This is a genomic window from Sphingobacteriaceae bacterium GW460-11-11-14-LB5 (assembly GCA_002151545.1).
Lineage (GTDB): Bacteria > Bacteroidota > Bacteroidia > Sphingobacteriales > Sphingobacteriaceae > Pedobacter.
Window position 1 is genome coordinate 4,627,885 of sequence record CP021237.1, and the last position, 25,484, is coordinate 4,653,368.

Below are 25,484 nucleotides of genomic sequence, written 5' to 3' on the forward strand. Positions count from 1 at the left end.
GTTGTCCAATTTAATTTATTAAATTTCGGGATGAAAAAATTTGGCTTCATCATCTTCCTTTTTTTAGCAATCAATACTTTCGCACAAGATTCTACTTATACCAGAAATATCATTAACACCCTGACATCAAAAGAATTTTGGGGCAGGGGTTATACCCGAGATGGGATGAAAAAATCTGCGACATACCTTGCAGAAACTTATCAGAAAATCGGTCTATTACCGATGGGAGCAAATTATAAACAGGTTTTTAATTTCCCTGTAAATACTTTTCCAGGAAAAATGATGGTGGCCATTAACGGCCAAAAACTCATTCCCGGTAAAGATTTCATTGTGAATAACGAAAGTCCTGGTATTAAACAAAAAGCAATTTTAAACAAGATAGATAGCCTCCATTATCAGGCTTCGTCATCATTAAATATTTTGTTAAAAGATAAATTAACCTGGTCTGTAGCAACAGAAGTTGGCGATTTAACAACGATTCAGATCAATAAAAAGCGTTTAACAGCAATACCGAAAACAATTAGCGTCGACATCGAAAATAAATTCATTCCCGATTTTCAGGCTGCCAATGTTTGCGGTTTAGTTAAGGGCACTAAATTTCCTGATTCTCTTTTAATCATTACTGCACATTACGATCATTTGGGCGGAATGGGTGCCGACACTTATTTCCCTGGTGCAAATGATAATGCTGCCGGCGTAGCCACTTTATTGAGCCTCGCCAAATATTATGCCGCACATCCCCAGGCCTATTCTATTGGTTTTATCTGTTTTGCCGCCGAAGAAGCCGGATTATTGGGATCGAGATATCTCGTAGAAAACCCTTTGGTTCCTTTAAGCAAAATAAAATTTCTGATCAACCTGGATTTAGTTGGCACCGGCGAGGCTGGAATGACGGTAGTTAACGCATCTGTTTATCCTAAAGCATTTGCCATGCTCAACGCCATCAACAATGAAAATCAATATATCTCCAAAATAAACCAGAGGGGTAAAGCCGCCAACAGCGATCATTATTTCTTTACCGAAAAAGGTGTCCCTGCATTCTTCATTTACACACAGGGCGGTCCCACTGCCTATCACGATGTGTTCGATAAGCCAGAAACGTTACCACTTACCGAATATCAGGATCTGTTTAAATTAATTGTTGCGTTCAATCAAAAAATGATGGAGTAGCCTCTTTTCGATTCAAACCTTTAATGTCGAACACCCAACGATTGGATTCCTTTTTCACCGGTTGGGATAATATTACAGGCCTTTGGGATAATTAAATATAGCAATCAAGCCTGTATAATCATCTTTGAATCAACAAAAACGATTCATTATGAAAACCATCCCAAAACTTAGTCTTGCATTTTTATTGTTAATCGCAACTGCAGTTAAATCGAATGCCCAGAACCTCATTGAGATTGTTATAGTAGGCTCTTCGCACGACAACTCCAAATCGGCACAAAACTTTCAGGCGATCATTGATAAACTTAAAAACTTTAAACCTGATATGGTTTTTGGCGAATACCTGCCCCAGAGCGATTATGCCAAACTGGAAGAAAGCAACTGGGCTAAAAAATCGTTTAGAAAAGGACATGATTATTTAGAAAAATTAAATCCGGCATCACCGAAAAATATTGATGTACAAATTAAAAAACACCAAAAAGCACTCGCCTCATTCCCTTATTACCATAAAACCAGAATGAATTTAGCTGTTCACTATGCTAAAAACTGGGACAGGGGAAATGCCGATTACCAGATTTTTGTACTCGAGAATTATATGAAAGAAAGCTTTGGCAAAGAAGAACAGGCTGAATACACCAAAATGTTCGGCAGCATAGATTCACTAAAAAAAGTTGGTTTTTATAGAACCGGGAGTGAATATACTAAAATCTATTTCCCACTTATTTATCAGTTGAAGCAAGATCAGATCTACAATATGGACTGTCAGACTTACGATAAATCGTGGAGCGAAGCCTGGGCCAGGACTGATTCGTTATACAAAATCCTGATCAATACAGCCAAGGCCGATACCACTTCACCAGAGGCCCTTACCGTTAAAGCACTGGAAAAATACTGGAGCTATAGTGATGAAGAATCAAAGGTTTTTAACGCCGATCCATATGCTGGCATGAATACCGTAAGATACGGTGTACTGGATGAATCTATTAATTTTTATGGTGGCCGTCACTTTTATGGTTATGCGGGTTTCCCTACCGAGACGGTTAAAGAGATGATTGTGCAATGGACTTTAAGAAACGAAGGGATGTGTAAAAATATTATCGATCAGGCAAAGGCAAAAAAAGCCAAAAGGATTGTGGTCGGTGTTGGCGCATCACACCGCAAGTGGATGGAAGAAATTTTAGCCAAAAACCCAGCTGTTAAAATTATCAACTATAACGATTTACATTAATATATTATACGCTCCTATTATTAAGCCTCATTGCATTAGCTTGAGGCTTTTTTATTTTAGTCCATGTAATTTTTTCGTTTTGTATTTGCAAAAATATGGTAAGCGGGCTATTTTTACCTAAAAGATTAGTTGTTTTCGGTTGAAATGCAACGTTTAGTTAGCCCGTACGTCTATTAATGAAATTAAGCCAGACATTTAGTCTGTCACATTTTTTATATCGTTCATCACATTTATCTATACCGTAAAAACATAGCGCCTAATTTTAGTTTGCTTATTTAAACCTGTACATGAAGAAACTCCTGCTTTCAATCGGCCTTATCCTAACTATTTTTAATTTATTTGCACAAAAAAACGGAAGCATTACCGGAATTTTAGCCGATAGTGCCAATCGCAAAATCACCTTAAATTACGCCACAGTTTCAGTGTATAAAGTTGGCGATAGTGTATTAAACACTTATAAATTATCGGATGATAAAGGTATTTTCAAAATCAACGGACTAATCATAGGCGTAAAATACCGTTTAGTGGTAACCGCATGGCAATATGGAACATACCGGAAAGAAGTAGAACTAACTGCAGCCAACCCCGCCTTAAATCTGGGCACCCTTTATCTTTCTGTTAAGGCGAATGACTTAAATGAAGTGGTAATTTCGGGAGAAAGACCACCTGTAATTGTACGTAAAGATACCATTGAGTTTAATGCCGAGTCTTTTAAAACACTGCCATCGGCGGTGGTAGAAGATCTGCTAAAAAAGCTACCTGGGGTTGCAATCGCTGCCGATGGGTCTATACAGGTTAATGGCAAAGCAGTGAGTAAAATTTTAGTAGACGGAAAGGAGTTTTTTGGTGGCGACCAGCAGATTGCAACGAAAAACCTGCCCGCAAACATCATCGATAAGGTGCAGGTGGTTGATGATAAGCAGGCTAAAAGACGCGATCCGGATTTAACCGCAGCAGAAATTCCGCAGATTATCAATTTAAAACTAAAAAAAGCCATTAAAAAGGGTGCTTTCGGTAAATTATATGCTGGTGGAGGGTTAAAAGAGCTGTATCAGGCCGGTGGATTAATGAACTTTTTTAGGGATACCACACAGGTGAGTATATTGGCATATGGCAACAACATTAACCAGCCAGGCTTTAACCCTAACGATGTACAGCGGATAGGTGGTTTTAACCGCAGTGGCATCAATTCCATGATGATGAATTCTACCGGTTATTTCGAGTTTAATGGCATTAATTTCGGCGGCAGTTATAATGGTGTCCAAACTTCTTCGGGTGGTGGTTTTAACTTTAACACCCTAACCAAAAAGGGGATCAAAATTAACACACAATATTTCTTTGGCCGATCGGACAATCTTTTAGAAAAACTCACCAATACCAACCAGACATTAGGTACCGACAGGTTGATTACCAATGCCAGCGAAAACACCAATGCACTGATATTGAAACATAATATAGGCGGAAAATTAGACTGGCAAATCGATTCTTTAACACAGCTCACTATCGAGCCGGCAATTGTACTAAGTGCTAACAATTCGGTAAGCAAGGTCTCTTCGCGTAATAACAATGCGAACAACCAACTCATTAACACGCTCCAAAATTTAAATGACCTGAATACTTCGAGCAACAAATATCAGCTTAGAGCCGATTTTAGCAAGGACTTTAAAAAGGCAGGAAGATCTTTAAACCTGGGCACCGATATTTCGGCAACACCAAATCCAATTCTTAATTACAACAGAAGCATTAGTGTTTTTTACCTCACACCTTCCACCTCAGAAATAGATCAGTTGAGGAACAATACCATTGATAATTTCAGGTCTTACCTATATGGCAATTATACCGAACCGATTAGTAAAAAATTTTATTTTAAAGCCGATATAAGTGGAAACATCATTAATAACGAAAATGCACTCAGCACTTTTTATCGCAATCCGGCCAACCAGCTGTACGATATTGCAATCCCCAATTTATCGCAAACCGTTAAACAAGCCGGTTTCAAAACCAATACCAATATTAGCCTCGGATACAAGGTAACTAAAGACCTCTTCCTTCAGCCAGGATTGGTACATAACTATATTTCGTTAAACAACCGCTTTACCAATAGCGCAGATATCGATCAGCGTTATAATTTTATGTGGCCGACATTCCAGTTGAAGTACAAAATATTCCGTTTTAACTATTCAGCCCGCTTTGCAGAGCCGAATGTAAGTTATCTTCAGCCCGTGGCAGATAATACCAATGCATTTTACATCAGAAACGGCAATCCGAACTTATTGCCCGCCCGTACGCAGAATTTAAGCATGAATATGTACAAATACGATCCTAAAAGTCTCATCAATTATAATTTATACGGCTACGGTAGTTTCACAAAAAATGGTGTGGTTAACACGATTACCATAAATAATGGCGTCCAAACAATCAATCCGGTTAACAAGAGCGGTATATACAATTTTAGTGGCGGGGCCAATATTTCGAAAGATTTCAAAAAAGATAAAACCAGTTTAAAAGTAGGTTTAGGTTTCTGGGCCAATTTTGATCATACTCCGGTGATAGTGAATAATATCCAAAGTGATGCGAATGTATTTTACGTAGGGCCAAATGGAAGTGTGAGGTTAAACCTGAATGATAAGGTAGAAATTAACCAATCGTATTCCGTTAACCTGAACAGGAGTAGATACGACGACAGTTTTTACACCAATATCAGTTACAATACCCATCAAAGCACTTCCGAACTAATTATCCGTTATCCCAAAAAACTGGTTTTCGAAACCAGCTATTCTCTAACCATCAACGATCAAAACATTGCCGGATATAACAATAACATCAAATTCTGGAATGCTGCCCTTACTTACCTGTTCATGAAAAACGACAGGGCGCAATTAAAATTCTCGGTGAATGATATTTTACAGAGCAATGTACGAAGGAATATCCAGATTACAGGCAATAGCATTATCGACACACAGAGTAATAACCTGGGTAGATATGGCATGCTTACGCTTACTTATAATATCCAAAACTTTGGACAAAAAGTTGGTGGCCGGCAAACGTTTTTTAGTTTTTAAAGCGCCCGTTCCTGATGCAGGGGGCTGTGTCCACACAGCGCTCCGCAAAAATTACTCGTTTCAAACTTTTCATAATGGCCGGATAAGTGCGAGCCGAAGCAATCTTTTTGTCAATTCATCAAATAGATTGCTTCACTCCTTCGCAAATCCCTTTCTTCAGTTCGCAATGACGATTTTATCACGACAAAAACATCTCGGCAAGCAACTCATACGATTTTATACGGTCTTCAAAATGCTCAGTAATGGTAACGGCCATCAGTTCATCAACATCATAATCGGCAGCCAGTTTGGTCAGTCGTTCTTTAATTACCTCCGGGGTACCATAAATCATTCTTGGTTTATTGGCCTTAATGCGTTCCTGCTCTGCAGCATTATAATTGATATCTTTAATGTCGTTCCAGCCGACCGAAGTTAAACCTCCTCCTTTTTCCAGCTGGAGAAAACGATAAGCCATTAAGGCCTCCTGCTGTTTAACTTTTTCTTCATCTGCTGAGCAGAAAATAAAAAGGGCCACATTTTCTACTGGTTTTGCCAGGTCAACGGAAGGTTTAAAATGTTCCCGGTAGTATTGAACAGCCTGCGGCCCTCCATGTGGGTTAATAAAATGGGCAAAAGAAAAGCCCATTCCAAAGTGTGCCGAAAATAAAGCACTTTGTCCGCTACTGCTCAAAAGCCACTGTTGCGGAATGGTTTCAGCAATCGGAATAGCCTTTATTTTTGCCTGAATTCCGCCATCTGAAGTATCGTGTAAGTAATGCTGCAGCTCTCGCAGTTGTTCTACAAAATCCTGCTCGCTCCAATTGTTTGAGGGGTTAAGCAACGAAGCGGTAATGCGGTCGGTACCCGGAGCACGCCCCATACCCAGATCGATACGGTTAGGGTGCATCACCTCCAGCAAACGAAAACTTTCTGCAACCTTTAACGCGCTATGGTTAGGCAGCATAATACCACCCGAACCTATTCTTAACGTTTTGGTATGATTGGCCAAATGCGCAATTAGGATCTCGGGCGTTGAACCTGCTAAACTGGTGGTATTGTGATGTTCTGAAACCCAGAAACGGTGGTACCCTAACCTTTCGGTTTCTTGTGCAAGTATAGTGGTTTCTTCAATGGCACGACGGGCAGTAACACCCTTGCGAACCGGTGACTGATCTAACACACTTAGTTTTATTTTTGTATTGCTCATATTCGTATCTAACAAATTTATGAGCCTGCTCATTTAAAACAGGAGTACGAAAAGCTTTATGACTTTTAAATTACCCCCTAGCCCCCTCGAGGGGGAACTTAGAGCGAAAACACAAAAACACCTTTTTTATTTTTAAAACAAGTAAAGCCCCTTTAGGGGTTTGGGGTTAGTTTGACTAAATACTGATCTTCGCCATCATCAAAAATCAATTCAGCATCCCATCCCGTTTCTTTCGCAATCTGCTTAATGGTTTCTTCATCGATGTAAATCCAGTTAAACCAATTGCCTTTCTCGCCTTTATATTCGTACTGATAAGATACCTCTCCATAATATTGGTTTTGTGGTTTTGGCATATCTTCATATAAATAAGCAATATCAGAAGAATCGAAAATTACCTGTCCGTTAGGGTTAATGAGGTCTTTTAATTTGATGAGAAAATCCTTAAAACCAGGTAAAGTTCCGGTTAAACCAATACCATTCATGAGCATGATAATGGTATCGAATTTCTCCTGATAGGTAAAAATATCCTGCACGAATGCTTTTTTTACACCGCGGTCTTTCATAATATTCACCGCTGCTTCCGAAATATCAATAGCCGTTACATCAATATTAAAAGCCTGTAAAAGTAAAGCATGACTGCCCACACCGGCGCCAATATCCAATACCTTGCCGCTGCACATGTGTAAGGCCTGAAGTTCTAAAACGGGCATATCTTCATCATCACGGAAGAAGAATTCTAAAGGCATTTCTTCTGGCTCCCCATACGAATTGTGCAACCAAAGGGTATCAGCCTCGCCTGTTCTGTAAATATCTGTTAACGCTTTACCAAAAACATCCATGCGGGCAAAGATAGGGAAATTGAATATGATGTAAGATGGAAGATGGATGAAGTGAGATGGAAAATGGAAATTTATAATTACGCTGTTAGTTGGGATTTAAGTTAGTCGGGATTTGTAATCCCGTCTTAGGAGCCAGGGACTTCCAATCCTCAAAAGACAAGTGAAAACCAGACTATAAATTTGAAGAATGAAAGTAAAATGGAAAATGGATGAGGTGAGATGGAAAATGGAAGAGGTATGAAAAGGAGCCGATGAAACAAACTCTTCTTAACTACCTTTGAGGATGTAAAAAGAAAAATCGTCATCTCGACTGAAGCACAGCGGAATGGAGAGATCTATATTTTAGATTTCTCCATTCCGCTCGAAATGACGGCGCCCTACAAATCCGGACCAACTTAATCATTATTCGATCTCAAATACCTGATGGTAGTCGGGGATAGCCACATGTTTAAAACCTGCATCTTTCAATTTGCTGGCGAAATTTTGCTGCACTTCGTATTCGCCATGTACCAAAAAGAGTTGTTTAACTTTAGCGGGATCCTGACCTGATAAAAAATGTAATAAATCTTCATAATCGCCATGTGCACTCATCGATTTTATCGATCGTACTTCGGCTTTAACTTCATATTCATCGCGGAAAATCTCCACAACTTTTTGTCCGGCAATTAACCTACCACCAAGCGATTTAGGTTCGCAATATCCCACCATCAAAATGGTATTTTTCTGATTACCAATATTATTCCTGATGTGGTGTTTTACACGGCCAGCCTCTGCCATACCTGATGCAGAAATAATCACACATGGTCTGGGATCGGCGTTTAAAGCTTTCGATTCTTCTACACTTTCGATAAAACGCAGGCCTTTAAAACCAAATATATCATGATCTACTTTTAAAGTTTCCTTAACGCCATTATTGTATACTTCAGGGTGGTTTTTAAGAATTTCAGTTGCTTTTGATGATAAAGGACTATCTACATAGTACGGAACATCAGGCAATTTACCTTTTAACTCCAGCCCATTTAAAGCGTAAAGCAGCTCCTGCGTACGGCCAACGGCAAAAGCCGGGATAATCACTTTCCCCTTTTTCACTTTGCAGGTATTGTTAATGATTTCTAAAAGCATGTTTTCGATCGGATCAAGATCTTTATGCAGCGAATCGCCGTAGGTAGATTCCATTAAGATATAATCGGCCTGATCAAACTGTTGCGGGCTCTTTAAAAGCAAGTCGCCATAACGGCCCACATCTCCTGAAAAGGTAATTCGTATCGGTTTTCCGTCTTCTGTAATGGTAAGGTGAACCGCAGCACTGCCTAAAATATGGCCGGCATCAGTAAACTTTAAGCGAATGCCTGCCTCAATCTCGAAATCCTCTTCATACTCCACAATCTTCATCTGACTAACCGTTTTAGTCACGTCTTCATCGGTGTAAAGTGGCTCTTCCATTTCCTCGCCTTCGCGCAGATGGCGGTTAGAAAATTCGGCATCCTGCATCTGTATTTTGGCAGAATCCATCATTAAAATACGGGCCAGATCCATAGTTGCCGAGGTACAGAAAATCTTACCTTCAAAACCTTCTGCAACCAGTTTGGGCAATAAACCACAATGATCTATATGTGCGTGTGATAAAACCAGGTAGGTAACCTTTTTGGCATCAAAGCCGAAAAAATCGTTTAATTTATCGGTAATACGGCCCATCCCCTGGAATAAGCCACAATCTAATAAAATCTGGGTGCCGTTTTTTAAGGTAATAAGGTGCTTACTCCCCGTAACAGTACGGGCGGCACCATGAAAAGCAATGTTCATCTAAATGGTGGTTAGAAAATATATATAGAATAAAAATGCCGGATATTTCCGGCACTTCCAATTCTTTATGCATTTATTTCTGCTATTTTATCTTTCACCTTATCAGCTACACCAGTTGCTTTATCTGCTAAACCTGCAAGTTTATCTTTCGAACTATCTAAAATATCCGCTAACCAGTCTGATACTTTACCCTTTAAATCGCTGGTAGAATCAGAAGATAATGCCAATGCGATTGTTGCACCAAGTGCTGCTCCAGCTAATACGCCTACTATAATTTTTGTTTCCTTTGTCATAACTTTATTATTTAATAATTAAACATTAATTGGCACTTGTTGTTTTGGTTTTATTCTAACATAAATCATTCCATTTACATGAAGCATATTTTTTTTATCGATCTGGACAATACCATCTATTTTACCAAACCTAACGAAGAGCAGTTGATGAGTGGTTTATACCAGCTTTTAGACCAGGAAGATTTAGGAGTTTCTGATGAGGTATATCAAACATCGAAAAAAGATATGTTAAGGACCCCTTTCCAGAAAGTAGCCAAAAAATATGGCTTTAAACAATTAGCCGTTGATCGTGCGGTTGATTATTTAAAAAACCGCGAAGTAACCAGCCCCTTAAAACCGAGCAATGATTACCATTACATTAAAAGCCTTAAAGGACGTAAATTTATTGTAACGGCGGGTTTTCCGAAACAGCAAACCTCAAAGGTGAAGATGTTGGGTATCGCTGATGATTTTGAGGAAATACATGTTGTGGATGTTTCGACCACCAACAAAAAGGAAGCTTTCAAACTGCTGATTGATAAATACAATCTTAAAACAGATGATATCTTAATTATAGGTGATGATGCCGAATCGGAAATTAAATTCGGACTGGAACTGGGGATTGAAACATTTTTACTCGATCCCGAAAACCTGCATCCAGGTGCCAAAAGCACTTTTAGGGGAATTGATTTAAGTAATTTGCATAAGGCAGCAGGGCAGTAAGGTGCCGTCATTGTGAAGCCAGTTTTTCATTGGCTGAAGCAATCTTTATTGCAACACCCCCATTGCATGAAGATGGCCTGTCTGTTGTTCCCGAAGCAGTACTGCATTTACATTTTCAGATAAATATTATAAAGTTAATAGGAGAGCAGTTTTCTACAATTATTTAAGTATCTCCCCGCTTTCCGTTTTACTTATCCCGATGAAGATCGGGATTGCGTGCTCACTCCAATCGGGTCTAGATAGCTCGTGGGGTGGTGTTATTTTTGGCTGGGTGCTCAGCTGCATAAGCCTTTGTTTTTAAACCCCTACCAGCAGCAAGCAGTAATTTCTTTAACTAACCCACTTGCTCCTAATTCAAAATTAAATACTTTTGAATTTTATTTCGTCCCAGATCAATATGGATTACCTAAGTTATAAGCTCAAATTAATTTATTCCCGTTATCTTATCATTACATTAGGCTCAATTGTTGGTTTTTCAATAGTAAATATATGCCTCTTTCAAACACAGCTTATACCCATTGAAGACTTTTTTTATGAGTTTTTAATACCCATGCTCCTTCCTATACTTCCAGTAATTTTTTGGTTGAGGCCACGACTAAAGCTTTTAAGGCTGGAAAGAAAAAATGGAAAAGATTTATTTGAATTTTACCTGATCATTGCATGGTTTGCCATTATATGCCCTTCTATTTTTGCACAGAAATATATCACCAGCGCAGTTGGCCAACTCACCGAATTAAAAACAATTAGCAGCATCGACCAAAGTTACCTCACCAAATTTTATAAGGTTCAAAATCTGTATCTTGATAAGACACATAGTGCTGTACAGGTTGAAGCCAAAGCCACTGGCAAACACAACGAAAATTTAAAATTTACAGTTTATACGGCCATTCCAATTTACAATGAACCAACACCGCCGCTAATGAGATCTCCATCAAAAGCAAGATCGCTTCAATATGGAGTAAAATCTTCAGGTAAGATGGAGCTAGATGATTTACGGCCAAAAGCCTGGCTTGGCTGGCAAATGACAAAACAAATAAACAACAGACTAACGAAAGAAACAAAAGATAATATGTTTAGGACGTTCCTTAAAGATTCACATCTGAGTTTCCTGCACGACAAAATTTATAATTTTGATTATCTGCAGAAAATAGGCAACAGTAAGGATTATAAAAATTTCAAAAAAGGTATTGCCCATGCTGATCCCGGTTCACCAATAAATCCTGTTTTGTTAATACCTAAATATACTCCATTTGAAAAAAGGGGTAGCCATCAATTATTTCTGACACTTTTATCATTTTTTATAGGTTCAACAATATGGTTAATCATGTTAATCCCTCCGAAATTTAAAAAAGAAAAACTGCAAATGCCAGTGGGATCTATTTAAAATAAAACAAAAAAAGTCCCGATTTTCATCGGGACTTATCAATCTATCCTCTACCACCTCTTGATGGTCTTCCTCCTTCAGAGCCGCTTCTTTCACCACCCCTTTGTTGTTGTTGTTGCGGTGGTGCTTCTGTTCTTCTTTGTTCTTGTCTTTGTTGCATTTGCTGCTGCTGTTGCTGTGCTCTTTGTTGTTGAGCCTGCGCATCACGCTGTGCACGTTCTTGTTGCTGCGCCTGGGCACGTTGTTGCTGTGCCTGAGCATCGCGTTGCGCTCTTTCTTGTTGCTGAGCCTGAGCTTGCTGCGCACGTTGTTGTTGCATTTGCTCATTTCTTTGCTGTTGCATCTGCGCATCTCGCTGAGTCCTTTCCTGTTGCTGGGCCTGGGCTTGCTGTGCACGTTGCTGTTGCAACTGCTCATTACGTTGTTGCTGTACCTGGGCATCACGTTGCGTACGTTGTTGCTGAAATTGCTCATTACGCTGTGCTCTTTGCTGCTCCATTTGGGCCGCGCGTTGTTGTTGGTCTATCTGACCACGTTGCTGTGTTTGAACATCGCGCTGTGTACGTTGCTGATCCTGGCTCATACGGTCTTGTTGCGTACGTTGTTGCCTCATCTGCTCTAAACGCTGCTGATCCTGACCGCGGTTTACGTTTTCTTGTCCGTTTCTTCCGTCTACACCATTGGCATTTCCACGGCTGGCACGACCATTAGCATCTCTATTGTAAACTTCACCTCTGTTATTAGGCTGATTGTTATTGTCTCTGCTTATGGTACCATTGTTCCGGTCAGGTTGTGCGGTACGGTTATCTCCTCTTGATCCAAAACGGTTATCATTATTATTGTTACTACCACCTCTTTGATCGCGATTGCTATAACCTTCATTTCTACCACCCCTGCTAATACCAGCATTACCTTGCTCAAATTTTCTTGGTGCTGCACTACGGTTGTCGGCATTACGCTCTGGTCTAGGTCTGTAAATAGATACTTCCCTGCTATTAATCCTGCTTGCACCTGGTCTTGAACCTTGTGAATACCTATAAACGGTTACATCCCTGTTGGTTGCACGTCTGATATCTTCAACCCTTGGGCCACCATAATAGGTTCTTCTGTTATACACATAGGTATTATTGATAATGGTGGTGTTTCGGATATATACATTGTTGCGACCATAATCATATCTTGGAAATACATTGATATAGATATTGCGTTGCGGGATAAAGTTCCAGCAGAAATCTGGCACAGCATAACGACGGCCAAAGCTCAGATTAATATTAATGCTTGGTGCCATTGGTGCCCATCCGTAGTATCCATCGCCGCTTCTCCAATCTACCCAGGCTGGTCCCCAATTGGTATCTGGTAACCAGATCCATTGCCTGTAACTGTTAATCACCCAACGGCCATAGTGGAAAGGTGCCCAGCCCCAATCGTAATTAGAAACCCAGGTATTACCATATTCGGTCATGGCCCAGCGTCCGTTGGTATAATATGGACGAAATTCGCTTTGATCTACATCCGGGCGCCAAACATAGCCATATTGAGGATCTTGTATCCAGGTGCCATAAGGCGAAAGTTCATCGTAAAAAGTCTGTAAAGAAACATTGCCAGTGCTATAACCATCGTCCTGGTAATCGTTTTGATAGTCTTGTGCCCTGACAAGGGTTGTGGTTCCGGCAAGGAGCGCAAATAGCCCCAGCACAAGTGCCGTAGATTTCAGTGTTTTCATTTGTGTGTTTTATTTTAATAACCTAATGTGTGTGTATCAATTAGAGAACCAAAAATATAGAAGGTTTAATATGCATGCATAGTTTCTGCGTTTTCCTTCAAATATTGCCCTACAAGGCATATTTAACTAATATTTAACGTTTTAAGCCGAGTTTAATTGTGCAGAAAATAAGTCAGTTAGAAATAAAATTTGCTACACCTTTGCTTACAAAAGAGATTATATTGCCGGTACCGCAAATTTTAGAACTTAAATTCTATTTATTGTAAGTATTTTTGTAGCATGCAAAAAGGCACTTTATACCTTATTCCCGTACCATTGGCTGAAGAGGTAGCACACAAAACTTTTACCCCTTATTTGGTTGATACCATTAACCAGATTGATACCTACATTGTAGAAAATAGTAAAACAGCCCGCCGGTTTTTAAAAGAGGCTGGTTTAAAAACACCTCAAAAAGATTTAATCGTGCACGATTATGGCAAACATAACCGGACAGATTTAGGTCAGTTTTTTGTTGAGCTTGCCGCCGGAAAAGATGTAGGTTTAATGAGCGAAGCGGGTTGTCCGGGCATTGCCGATCCCGGGGCTGATATTGTCGCCGAAGCACATAAACGCGGCATTAAAGTGGTACCATTAGTAGGGCCAAGCTCGATTTTACTGGCCTTAATGGCCTCAGGTTTTAACGGACAGAGTTTCGCATTTTGGGGCTATTTACCAATTGATAAAGAACAGCGGACCAAACGCATTAAAGATTTAGATTTATCGGCGAGCCGTTACAAACAAACCCAGATCTTCATCGAAACCCCTTTCCGCAACAACCAGCTTTTTGAAGAAGTGCTGAAAAGCTGCAAACCCAATACGCAGGTTTGTGTAGCCAGTAACCTCACGGCAGAAGATGAGTTTATTAAAACCCAAAGTGTTTACAATTGGCGCAAAGAGGAAATAGATCTTCATAAACAACCTACTATATTTTTGTTGTACTAAGATAAAATCGTCATCTCGACTGAAGCGTAGTCCCGAATTATCGGGAGAGAGATCTTTTTATATAGATTTCCCGACTCCGTTGCACTTTGCTCGAAATGACGAACAATTTCAAAAAATCAAAACATATCCGATAACATATTGGTTGTTATTATAGCGCGCTGCAATTTATTTACTAAATCTTAGCATGATGAAAAACACGATCACACCAAAAAACAATCCAACCGTTCAGGGCAGTTCAATAGCCGATCGGGCGAACCACGATGTTAAAACGGATAAAAAAATCCAGGGAATAACCAATGGCGGTGGCCAGCGGTCAGATCAAACTTCTAACAAGGATAATCAACGGAAGTACGATAATAAAAAATAATCGAAGGTCGTTTAATATGACCAAAAGAAAAGGCTTGTCGGAAAATCTTTATTGAATGAGATTTCCTGACAAGCCTTTTTTAATAAATGGCATTTTATTTCGCCATTACATTATAGAAGTTATAATCCGTCATGGGTGCACCTGTTATGCCTAAATTATGGCAAATCGTAATGATCTGGCCACGGTGGTAAGTACTGTGGTTGAAAACATGTAACACATATTCGAAATTCTGAAAGTCGGAAGTGAACCAGGGGCTTTGGATTTCCGTTTTCTGATTAAATCTATCTTCACTAATTGCGGTAATATAAACGGCTAAATTTTCTGACTGTTTCAACAGCGCATCAAAAATATCATTCAAACTTCCATATTCGCGAAATTCGAATTCGGTTTTAGTGAGGATTGAATACCAATACTCCTGCGCCTGTAAAATATGGGCGAGCGTTAACTTTACACTTTTAAAACTCGATAATACTTCCTGCTCCAATAATTGTTCCGGATGATTTTTTAACCAGTTTACCAAGGTTAAATTTGCCCAGAAATTATAGTTTGCATAATTTTTCATTAAATACACAAGGGAAGTTTCTTCCATTGTTTCTGCGAATAATTGTTCCTGTACCATGTCTTTTTTGCTTTAGTTACACAAAGAAAACACAGGCCACTGACAACCCTATGGCAGTGTAAAAATCAGCATGAAAATATTTTTAAAATAAACATTTCCCCATCCATTTTCCATCATCCATCTCCCATCTTACATCATCCATCTTTGCCTCCTACCTGATCACCCTATCAGGAGAATAGGCGATAAAATACTCCGATCCGGTTTGGATACTGACATTCCGATCGGGCACATTAACTTTAGGTTGCTCTTTAAGCTGCAATAATACGCTCGCTGCAAAATCATGTATCTTTTTTGGATCTACCCGGTAAGAAACCGTCGGAAAGAAATCATGTTCTATTTCGGCCTTTCCCTGCTCACTTACCTGGCTAAACTTCCAAGATTCTTTGGCCCGAAAACCATTTTCGTTGTTGGCATTGTTTAAATGGTATAAAAACACCTTCGCCTGTAAGGCTATACTCTCATTTTGCATACTATAAAATTTGGGCCTTCCGGCCATAATTTGGTAAGGTAAGAAGAATTAACTGGTAGTCTGTTTTTTTTCGACCTGCAAGCGGTGCCGCCCGCACGTTATTTTCGGTTTACCAATCAATCCCATTAAAAAAAATCCATAAAAACAGACTGTTTGTGTAAATTTTTAAATACAAATATAGCTTTACAACATTACATCATATGCTAATTAAGTTTTCGTGTAAAATAATAAAATGGGCGGATATTAATGTAACACCTTCTGTTACATTTGTTTATCAGCTCCGAAAGGACTTAACTAACTTAAACTTCATGAAAAATAATCTAAAAAAGATTGCCATCGTTGCCATGGTGGCATTGGTAATTGCCGCCTGTAAAAAAAATCAGGAATCGACCACTGCGCCACAAGAAACGGTAAAAAATGCTGACAAAGTTTTACAGTACATTAAAGACCTTGGTTTCCCTGCATCAAGTATTGTTGATAATGGCAATGAATTTATCGTAGAAGAGGATATTTCATTTCCGAAAAACATGGAAATCCCGGCTAATGGTGCTGGCGCAATAACAGAGCAATACTACACCGGAAGCATTGTAAACAGCACTAAAAAACTGAATATTAGAATTTTTGTAGATCCATCTATGACTTCTATGAGCAGCGAGATCAATAGTGCAATTGCGCAATGGAATGGTGTATCAGGTTCAACCTTAAGGTTTAGTATCGTAACTACAGCGCCATACGATATCTTAATCAAAGACGAAGCCTTAACAGCGCCTCCGGGATATGTTACCTGTGGTATGGCACAATTCCCTTCGGGCGGAAGTGCTGGTGCGCTGGTTAGAATTAACAAAGCAGGCATTGCAGGTAATTCCTTTGCACAACGTGCAAGAACAATATGCCATGAGTTTGGACACTGTATTTCTTTCAGACATACGAACTGGTCAGCTCAGGGCGAATCTACGGCTACAAACGTTCCTGGTGTTACCGGAACAGATGCTTTATCACTGATGAATGGTGGCCAATGTGGATCGGGCGCAACAGTATTATCACAAAAAGATAAAGATGCCACTGCTGCATTGTATTAAAATTTGCTAAAAACAACTAAACAAACCTAAACTGGTCTATAAGGAGCTGATAAAATGATTAAGCCCGGGCACTCATTGTAGTACCTGGGCTTATTCTTTTGACAAGGCAATAATGTCTTTCCCTTCTAAAATCCGTCGCTCGTCATTATGGCTTAAAGTATTAATCATGGCATTGCCCAGCTCGGCCATGGTGCAAAATCCACCAGGATAAATGGCCCTTCCAACAGGAAATAACCAATTGATATAAGTATAAAATTTGTGTGCGTATTTTTGTCCTGGCAATGGTTTAATAAAACCCGGGCGAAAATTAAATACCTGTTTGAAAGGTAATTTCATTAAATCGTTCTCCGTTTTACCCTTTACCTGCGCCCATTTCAACCGGCCATTCGCATTAGTTCCCCCTCCTGAAACATAACAAAAAGTCATTCCATCGTTCAGCTTGCTTAAGGTTTCGGCAACATGCATGGTTAGGGTATAAGTCATTTTGTAATAAGTATCGCTATCAACACCTACTGAGGTAATGCCTAAACAAAAGAAACAGGCATTATAACCCGAAAGCTGATTTTCAATTGGCGAAAAATCGAAAAAATCAGCATGGATAATTTCTTTTAGCTTAGGATGCGTATACCCACAAGGCTTGCGGTTGATGACTAAAACACCATCAATTTCCGGACTGTTTAAACATTGCATCAATACGCCCTCGCCAACCATTCCTGTAGCACCGGTGATGATTATGTTATTCTGACCTCTGGTTTTTCCCATGATTATTGTTTACGAACTAAAACGATCCAAAAGAAGCTTTGTTTAGCACAATATACAAAAAGAGCAACCGGTTAAAGTTGCTCTTAAAAAATTATCTTGCTGAGGGGCCTCTCATCTGGTAATCTTTAGGTGGTTCTGCTCCTAAAAGATGTTGTACAAAGTAATCCCAGCGTCGTCGGGTCATATATGGCGAGTAATCGCCATAACCGTGTGCACTATTTGGAAAAATAACCAGATCAAAAGATTTGTTTGCTTTTTCTAATGCCTCAACTACGAGTAATGTATTGTAAGGTGGTACATTATCATCCATCATACCATGTACCAGCATCAGTTTTCCTTTCAGGTTTTTAGCGTAGTTCTGGTTGGCCTGTGCTTCGTAATCTGAATTTTCTACCAAACCATTGTAACGCTCGCCCCAATCGTCCTCATAATTTCTGTTATCGTGATTTCCTGATTCTGAAATTCCCACTTTAAAGAAATCCGGATAACGGAACATGGCCGCAGCGGTGGCAAAACCACCACCCGAGTGCCCCCAGATCCCTACTTTTGTCGTATCAATAGGGTATTTAGCAGAAAGCTGTCTGATGGCTGCAATCTGATCAGGCAGGGTATTCTCGGCCATATTGCCATAACTCATGTCATGGAAACTTTTAGAGCGGTCGGGATTACTGGTTCCTTCTATTACCACTACAATAAAGCCCAGTTCGGCCAAAGCCTGATTATCGCCACGCGAAGCCGCAAAAGACCAGCTGCCTACACTACCACCCTGCGGACCTGGGTAAATATAATCGATCACCGGGTATTTCTGCCCTGCATCCATTTTGGTTGGTGTAAAAACCAGTCCGTAAATATCGGTTTTGCCATCTTTGGCTTTAACTGTAACCGGAACAGGGGCTTTCCAGCCGGTAGCGCTTAACCTCGATACATCTGTTTTCTCTAAAGTATTGATCAGTTTCCCATCGATACTTCTTAAAACAGTAACCGCTGGTACATCTGGTTGCGAATAAGTATCTACAAAATATGCAAACGAAGGAGAAAATACCACCTGGTGGTTGCCTTCTTCAGGGGTTAACGATGCCAGGTTTTTCCCGTCGAAACCGATTTTGTATAAATGGCTGAAATAAGGATTGCCTTTTTCGCGGCCATTGGCCATGAAATAAAGTGTGCGTGTTTTTTCGTCAACTTTAATTAAACGGGTCACTACGAAATCGCCTTTGGTAATCTGGTTTTTCAATTTTCCGCTGGTCGCATCGTACAAGTACAAGTGGCCCCAGTTATCTCTTTCCGAATACCAGATAATTTCTTTTGATGCCGGAAGGTAGCGCCAGTTGATGGCTCCCTGACCAGATTCGTATTGTGTTTTTACCGTTTCTTCAAAAACTTCGCGAACCGCGCCTGTTGTAGTATTGGCAATGCGGAATTTTTCATTTTTATGATCGCGGGAAGTAGAGAGGAAGGCCACTTCAGTACCATCGGCTTTCCAGTCGATATCATCAAAAGTACCGCTGCTCGAAATATCATCGCTTAAGGTTGCACGATGTTGATCTGCCGGGATGTTTAGCGAAACCATCTTCGCATTTTCTACATCAATAACTACTCTTCTAATCGTTGCAATCTGTTTATCACCAGGCAGAGGGTATTTCCATGCTTTTAATTCTGGCGCGCCTACATTAGTGGTTACCAGATACATGTCTTTCGAATTTCGCTGATCCTGCTGAAAAGTGGCTATCTTTTTCGAATCAGGCGACCAGCGCAAAATCGGTGCATCGCTATGTTTCCATCCCGCATTGTCGGTAGCATAACCATAATCTTTAATGCCATCAGTGGTTAACTGTGTTAATTTTCCTGTGGCTACATCCTTAACAAACAGGTTGTAATCTTGAATTAAAACGGCTTTTTTCCCATCAGGAGACAAAACTTCATTGCGGCCAGCGCCCCGGCGTGATGGCGTTGCACTGCTTTTATAGTCGGTAGTTAACGTTTTGGTTTTCTTTACCGGATCTACCAAAAAAGTTTGTTCGGCACCATTGGTTTTAGTGGTGTACCAGAATTTATCGCCATCCAGCCAGTTTGGTTGCACACTGGCATGGTCGATGTACTTTGCGGTGTTGTAGCTCATAAAACTTTCCGCTCTTTCGTAATCTTTAACGGTTAAAGCTTTCTGCTGAGCATTTGCTGTAATGGCTAAAGCACAAGCCGTTACGGTAAGCCAATATTTATTTATCATGTTAGTTAATCTTGCGATAAAAATAAGACTGTTTTAGGAAATGATTGGTATTAATCTTGATATAATTTCCCCAAGCATCATAATCTTTCTTTTTTTTGGAAAAGCAGGTTCCTGTGTGCATTGGCCCCGAAAGTCCTGCTCATTCGCGCTACTGCGTGCCGCTGCGATCAAGGTTTATTTAACCTGGTTAGGTGGTTCTTGGGGAACATCAATCCCGCACAGCTATATAAACTGAATAGAAAGCTTTTTCAGATAATAGAACTAGTGATTTTACCTGGCCAAACTTTGCTCCAATTACAGGATCTCAACAAATCCATCCGTTCCGTTTAACCTAATGCGCTGCCCGTCTTTGATCAGTTTGGTCGCATTTTCTACACCCACAACTGCGGGCAGGCCATATTCTCTTGCAATCACAGCGCCATGCGTCATTAATCCGCCAACTTCGGTAATCAGGCCTTTTATGGAGACGAACAAGGGTGTCCAGCTGGGGTCGGTAAATGGGGTAACGAGAATATCTCCATCTTCCAGATCGGCATCTTCCATGTTTAGGATGATGCGTGCCCGTCCTTCAATCACTCCTGAAGAAACCGCCAAACCTACAATGGCTTCGGCCGGAAGATTTTCGCGTTTGTATTTACCCCTTATAACTTCTCCATCGGATGTAATTACCCTTGGTGGAATTAGTTTTTCGTACTGTTTAAAGGTTTCTTTTCTTTGGTGTACAAGCTGAATATCTAATGTATTGGTGCTTACCACTTCACGCAATTCCTGAAAGGTGAGGTCATAAATATCTGCGCTCTCGCTGATCACTTTGGCTTTTAAAAGCTTTTCGGCTTCTTTCAGTAAGGCCTGTTTATAAATAAAGAAGCGGTTAACGATTCCGTATTTTGGATATTCGCGGTAACCTGCAAAATTCCGTAGCAGGTTGATCATCTGTTTGGTTTCCTTTACTTTTTGTTCGCCTTCTGGCAGAGATGCCAATTTATCCAATAATTCATTTTCCTTTTTTAAAGCTTCCCTTTGCCCCTGCTCAAATTTTCGCTTGCCGGCATTGGGTTCAAAATTTTTAATATTGCTAAGCAGCAGGGGAATGAGTATGGATGGTTTTTCGCTCCAGCGTGTATTGGTAATATCAATTTCTCCGGCACAGCGCATGCCGTATTTTTCGAGATATGCGTTAATTGCGGCGCGGGTTTCTTTACCTCCATCAAACTGCATCAGGCCATCTAAAAAATGATCCTCCTTTGCCTCCTGTAAATAGTTAACTACCTCTGGATAAGGGCGAATCACATCTGCCACATCCAATAGTGCCAAACCCATTTCTGAGGTGATGTTATTGGGTGCCGACTGAGACAGTGCATCTGCCGGATTTTTTTCACCTAACCATTCGTCCATCTTTTCGTTGATCCAGGCTGCAGCATTCATTGCGGCGATGATCACACCCATGTGCTGCGAATCAAATATCATCTTCTTCGATTGCCCGATATCTTCCAGAATAAAATCAAATAGATCAGGTCCTGATTTCGTTTGGATAGCTTGCTTTAGTGCTGCTACTGATGCCTCATCTTTTTTAATCAGATCAGCAACAATAGCCGGGTCGTTTCCTACTTGTGCTAAAATCGCCGAAGCCGACATGCCTTTAGTACTTTTGGCCAGCAGGGTTACCTTTCCATCATCTGGTAGCAATCTGATAAAATCACCTCGCCCGGTAATGGTGATTAATGCATCTTTGATGAGCGGATCGTGTTGCCCCATTGCATCTAATAAATTCTCCCTTCCAGATGGCGTAATCAAACTATCGGTAACATCAACAAACAATCTTCCACCCGCGCTAAACATCGGCCTGGCCGCTCTTAATTGCCATAGCGATAATCCCAGTGGTTTCATCGGGTCCGTCATCATTTGCTGATGGCCAACAGATATATACACATGATTTTCAGCGTCATTTGTTTCCGGAATGGGATATAAAGTAGTAATTGGCCGGCTCTGTACCATGTAAAATACATCATCAGCCAAACACCATTCTATATCCTGGGGCTGGCCGAAATGTGCTTCGATTTTTCGGCCCATTTGCTCAAGTTGTAAAATCTGTTCGTCAGTGAGCACTTGCCTGTTTTGCGCTTCTGCAGAAAGTTCCTGAGTTATTGTACCTCCATCCTTTAAGGCATAAATAGCCAGTTTCTTGGTCGATATCTTTTTATCTGTAATCCTGCCATTGCACACCTGATAATTATCGGCATTCACCAGGCCTGAAACCATGGCTTCACCCAGGCCAAAACTGGCATCGATGGATAAGATTTTCCGATTTCCGGAAACCGGATTGGCCGTAAATAAGATTCCTGCAGCCTGCGGAAAAACCATTTGCTGCACCACCACGGCTAACTGCACTTTATGGTGATCAAAGTCATGCTGGATGCGATAAATTATAGCCCTGTTCGTAAATAAGGATGCCCAGCACTTGCTGATGTGTTTTAGGACAGCTGTTTTTCCAATAATGTTCAGGTAGGTATCCTGCTGACCTGCAAAAGATGCGGTTGGAAGGTCTTCGGCGGTAGCACTCGATCGGACAGCAAAGGCTGTATGTTGATCAAAACGGGCAAGATAATTTTCAATCTCTTCGCTTATGTCATCAGGAATGGATATGTTTTCGATAATTGCACGGATTTTTGCACTGGTTTTGCTAACCGCAGACCGATCTTCCGTTTTAAGCTGACTCAATTCATCCATTAAGCCATTTAGTTCCTTATTGTTCGACGTTATTTTTTTGTACGCTTCGGTGTTGATGCAAAAACCATCGGGCACATGGATACCCTCAATTTTAGATAGCTCGCCAAGATTGGCACCCTTACCTCCAACGCTCAAAAGGTCAGCCTTGTCGATTTCCCGAAAACCAGTTACGTATGTGCTCATATCATTTCCTTTTTTTGGTAGAAATTGTCTCTTCACCCTACAAAAAACAATTTAAACTTTGTTTATCAACGCTTTAACAGCAATTTTCACAGAGACGAAAAGTCAAAAGTATAAGGTATAAAAGACGAAAACAACGTTTTTTGACTATATTTTTCCAGGCGCAATAATGGGTGAAGTATTGGCGTTATCCTTACAACAAAGGGGTAATAATTTATATAGATTTCCTTCTGCTCCGGGGTTTTCCCTGTCAGGAAAGCCAATAAACCGGTGCTCATATGTATACAAACACGAGAGCTGAAAAGATGGATTGTGGAAGCTTATCCAGTGGAACATACGCCTTTGCCCCACCTCATGGCAGAAAATAAAAAAAGCCTGCTATCCATACGACTTGCAGGCTTTTGAAAGCATTTTGGCAGATTTATTTATATCCACTAAAATATTTAAAACTGTATTTTAATCGAAATAAGGGCTGTATTTGAGCATCAGTAACTGGCTTTTCTGAAAACTATTGCCAACAGGTGAACTGTTAAAAGCCTTGTGCTCATTTACCCATTGGTCTTCAAATTTGTATGTTTTCTGTTTAAAGGCCTTTTCATCGAATTTAGTTCCTTCTTTAACGCTGAGTAAAACATCATTCAAAAACATTTCCCATCTTTTTTTGTAGAAATCGCCGGTTAAGCCTGCCCAGCTGCGGTTGCCATAATCGTTTAACGAACGCTGTTTGCCGCCCCAAACCGTGATCAGCATTTTAGCATCTTTTTCATAATAATCCTTTTCCCGGGCATTTTTACCTAATTTTCTGGCATCAGCTATCCATTTTCCCAAAAGCATACTCGGTTGTGTAGCCAACAGTTCATCCAGGTCGTCAATCAGGCTTAACATCTCCGCTTTCTTTTTGGTCATTCCTACAATATCCTTTCTCTCGTAAGCAGCCGCGAAATCGTCTCTCAACGTAATGAAATGATTACCCAAAACCTGTCTGCCGATGTTAACCAGATCATAACTAAAGGATTGGTGAGCCGGATTTTGAATCGCAAGCATTTTCTGCCATATTCCAAAAAGTGTTTTGTTGTTATAGTTAAACTTTGGATTCGGAGTCCAATGTGCGGTACCCTTTAAAGTGGGTTTTGCATTTACTAAAATCCCCTGCCCCAGTTGCGAAGGCCTGTTATACACTTCTTTTATCAGCTCATTCCATGCCGCCTGATTGTTGGTATCTACACTGCCCAATCTTCTGTTGGCCCAATTGTTCGTCCAGCTGTTTACATCTGTTTTGCCGGTGCTCCATGCTTTTTCAAAAACATAATCATACATCACCGGATTAACATCAAAACCTTCGAGCGTTGAGCCTACTCCGGTTAAATTCGCACCCCCGTTTTTAAATGCATTTTCCATTCTGTCTTCAACGGTTTGCAAATTTCCCACCAGCATGCTGTTGCCACCAAAGTTGCCCAGGTAACACCAGATATAAGGCTGGTTAAAATACGACTCAGTGAGTTTCCATACTTCGGTACTTTCGGCATAGTAATCTAAGAGTGTCATTTTATCTTGCGGTACGGCCCTAACAAAGGCTTTGATGCGTTCGTTGTTCCATTCTTTGCGCATATAGTAAAATACCCAGGTCATTTGCAGCCACTCGGCCGACGGGTCTACTGATTTCATGGAGCTATAAATCACATCCGCAGCACTGGCCAGGTATTTAGGCTCCCAGCTCGGTGGGGTTACCTCGTTAAAAGGGTCAGCACCGTAAATATGGTCCGTTCCAAATGCCGCAGTCTGCTCTGCTAAAAAGGCGGTCTGTATCTGTTTAAATAATGGATCGAACGGATCGATGAAGTGGCTGTAATATTCTTCGCTAAAACCTCCCCAGGTACCCAAATCAGTAATTTTTGCATTCGGAAACTTAGTTTTAATGGCCTGTGGAACGTGTCCGGCAAAAGCAGGTAAAATGGGTTTCATGTTTAACTCGCGTTCGCGCTTAACGATTTTCTTTTGTAAGGCGAGCTGGTCATCCAGCCATGATTTTGGCAATGGGCCATCCCAGTGGTCGATGTTCGACATCCTGTGCCAGGGCAAAAATGCTGGTCCGGTAAAATAACTGCGGATCTGCTCATCACTTAAACCCATTTTCGACCACACTTTGTACCAGATGGCTTCCTGCCCGGTAATGGAAAGCGGCATGTTGATGCCGTTAAGGGCCATCCAGTCAATTAAATGCTCCCAATCTTTCCATCCCCACCAGGGCATCGTATAACCGAAAGTGCAATAGTTTAAAAAGAAACGGTTTTTAACCCTTGCCTCCTGGTTAATTTTACTTGTTAACACGGGCATTAATTTGGGAAGATCGATCTGATCATCCTTGTACCAGGAAACGGAGGTGTTGCAATAATATTTAAGGTAGTGGTTTAGGCCATAAGCCATCGAGTTGTAACTATTCCCTTTTACAATCAGCTTACCTTCTTTACTTTCCAGTTCAAAATAGTCTTTTCCTGAAGCGGTTTGGCTTTGCTCAAATATGATGTTTTTAGCATAAGGTTTAACAATCCTTTTTGCCAGATCTTCTATAGGTGTTGCTGCTTTTGAAAATAATGAGGGGAGAAAGAAAACAAGAAATAAGTAGGAAAAGGTTTTGATGGACTTGGTCATTTGTGTTATTGTTATTAAAATTATATTATTAAAAAAG

19 protein-coding genes are annotated in these 25,484 nt (G+C 40.5%); 8 read left to right on the forward strand and 11 right to left on the reverse strand.

The genetic code is table 11. The annotated features are described in order from the left end of the window. Positions 1-30: 30 nt before the first annotated feature. From CA265_18610 to CA265_18620, 3 genes are all read left to right on the forward strand, one after another. Positions 31-1,170, forward strand: a complete 1,140-nt coding sequence (locus CA265_18610; GenBank protein ID ARS41558.1) for an aminopeptidase — start codon at positions 31-33, stop codon at positions 1,168-1,170. Between the two features lie 148 nt (positions 1,171-1,318). After that, complete coding sequence (locus CA265_18615; protein ID ARS41559.1) at positions 1,319-2,395, forward strand: hypothetical protein; 1,077 nt, start codon at positions 1,319-1,321, stop codon at positions 2,393-2,395. 287 nt (positions 2,396-2,682) lie between these two features. Then, positions 2,683-5,457, forward strand: a complete 2,775-nt coding sequence (locus tag CA265_18620) for a hypothetical protein (GenBank protein ARS41560.1) — start codon at positions 2,683-2,685, stop codon at positions 5,455-5,457. Positions 5,458-5,635: 178 nt separating this feature from the next. Here CA265_18620 and CA265_18625 read toward each other — a convergent pair whose 3' ends face one another. The 4 genes from CA265_18625 to CA265_18640 form a co-directional block, all read right to left on the reverse strand. Beyond that, positions 5,636-6,643: an LLM class flavin-dependent oxidoreductase gene (locus CA265_18625; protein ID ARS41561.1), complete on the reverse strand. Its 1,008-nt coding sequence runs from the start codon at positions 6,641-6,643 to the stop codon at positions 5,636-5,638. 152 nt (positions 6,644-6,795) lie between these two features. Continuing rightward, positions 6,796-7,482 carry an SAM-dependent methyltransferase gene (locus tag CA265_18630; GenBank protein ID ARS41562.1) on the reverse strand — a complete coding sequence of 229 codons (687 nt, stop codon included), beginning with the start codon at positions 7,480-7,482 and terminating at the stop codon, positions 6,796-6,798. A gap of 402 nt (positions 7,483-7,884) precedes the next feature. Continuing rightward, positions 7,885-9,285, reverse strand: a complete 1,401-nt coding sequence (locus CA265_18635; GenBank protein ID ARS41563.1) for an MBL fold metallo-hydrolase — start codon at positions 9,283-9,285, stop codon at positions 7,885-7,887. A 65-nt stretch (positions 9,286-9,350) separates the two neighbouring features. Beyond that, complete coding sequence (locus CA265_18640; GenBank protein ID ARS41564.1) at positions 9,351-9,578, reverse strand: hypothetical protein; 228 nt, start codon at positions 9,576-9,578, stop codon at positions 9,351-9,353. Between the two features lie 78 nt (positions 9,579-9,656). On the opposite strand from CA265_18640, the gene CA265_18645 reads away from it, so the two are divergent. After that, positions 9,657-10,280 carry a hypothetical protein gene (locus CA265_18645; GenBank protein ARS41565.1) on the forward strand — a complete coding sequence of 208 codons (624 nt, stop codon included), beginning with the start codon at positions 9,657-9,659 and terminating at the stop codon, positions 10,278-10,280. Positions 10,281-10,677: 397 nt separating this feature from the next. Then, positions 10,678-11,664, forward strand: a complete 987-nt coding sequence (locus CA265_18650) for a hypothetical protein (GenBank protein ID ARS41566.1) — start codon at positions 10,678-10,680, stop codon at positions 11,662-11,664. 43 nt (positions 11,665-11,707) lie between these two features. On the opposite strand, the gene CA265_18655 is transcribed toward CA265_18650, so the two are convergent. Continuing rightward, a complete protein-coding gene (locus CA265_18655) occupies positions 11,708-13,387 on the reverse strand; it encodes a hypothetical protein (GenBank protein ID ARS41567.1) in 1,680 nt (559 codons plus the stop codon). A 279-nt stretch (positions 13,388-13,666) separates the two neighbouring features. Here CA265_18655 and CA265_18660 point away from each other — a divergent pair, with 279 nt between their 5' ends. Together CA265_18660 and CA265_18665 are read left to right on the forward strand one after the other, a co-directional pair. Next, positions 13,667-14,368, forward strand: a complete 702-nt coding sequence (locus CA265_18660) for an SAM-dependent methyltransferase (GenBank protein ARS41568.1) — start codon at positions 13,667-13,669, stop codon at positions 14,366-14,368. A 187-nt stretch (positions 14,369-14,555) separates the two neighbouring features. After that, positions 14,556-14,735 (forward strand): hypothetical protein, encoded by a 180-nt coding sequence (locus CA265_18665; GenBank protein ARS41569.1) that lies wholly within the window; start codon positions 14,556-14,558, stop codon positions 14,733-14,735. A gap of 94 nt (positions 14,736-14,829) precedes the next feature. Here CA265_18665 and CA265_18670 read toward each other — a convergent pair whose 3' ends face one another. Together CA265_18670 and CA265_18675 are read right to left on the reverse strand one after the other, a co-directional pair. Next, positions 14,830-15,354 (reverse strand): damage-inducible protein DinB, encoded by a 525-nt coding sequence (locus tag CA265_18670; GenBank protein ID ARS41570.1) that lies wholly within the window; start codon positions 15,352-15,354, stop codon positions 14,830-14,832. Positions 15,355-15,505: 151 nt separating this feature from the next. Then, on the reverse strand, positions 15,506-15,850 hold the full coding sequence (locus tag CA265_18675; GenBank protein ARS41571.1) for a hypothetical protein: 345 nt from the start codon (positions 15,848-15,850) through the stop codon (positions 15,506-15,508). A 173-nt stretch (positions 15,851-16,023) separates the two neighbouring features. Here CA265_18675 and CA265_18680 point away from each other — a divergent pair, with 173 nt between their 5' ends. After that, complete coding sequence (locus CA265_18680; GenBank protein ID ARS41572.1) at positions 16,024-16,902, forward strand: hypothetical protein; 879 nt, start codon at positions 16,024-16,026, stop codon at positions 16,900-16,902. A gap of 90 nt (positions 16,903-16,992) precedes the next feature. Here CA265_18680 and CA265_18685 read toward each other — a convergent pair whose 3' ends face one another. From CA265_18685 to CA265_18700, 4 genes are all read right to left on the reverse strand, one after another. Continuing rightward, on the reverse strand, positions 16,993-17,664 hold the full coding sequence (locus CA265_18685) for an epimerase (protein ARS41573.1): 672 nt from the start codon (positions 17,662-17,664) through the stop codon (positions 16,993-16,995). A gap of 91 nt (positions 17,665-17,755) precedes the next feature. Continuing rightward, positions 17,756-19,891, reverse strand: a complete 2,136-nt coding sequence (locus CA265_18690) for a S9 family peptidase (GenBank protein ID ARS41574.1) — start codon at positions 19,889-19,891, stop codon at positions 17,756-17,758. A gap of 294 nt (positions 19,892-20,185) precedes the next feature. Next, on the reverse strand, positions 20,186-22,801 hold the full coding sequence (locus CA265_18695; GenBank protein ARS41575.1) for a phosphoenolpyruvate synthase: 2,616 nt from the start codon (positions 22,799-22,801) through the stop codon (positions 20,186-20,188). 453 nt (positions 22,802-23,254) lie between these two features. Beyond that, positions 23,255-25,447, reverse strand: coding sequence for an alpha-N-acetylglucosaminidase (locus CA265_18700; protein ID ARS41576.1), 2,193 nt, complete (start codon positions 25,445-25,447; stop codon positions 23,255-23,257). Positions 25,448-25,484: the final 37 nt, after the last annotated feature.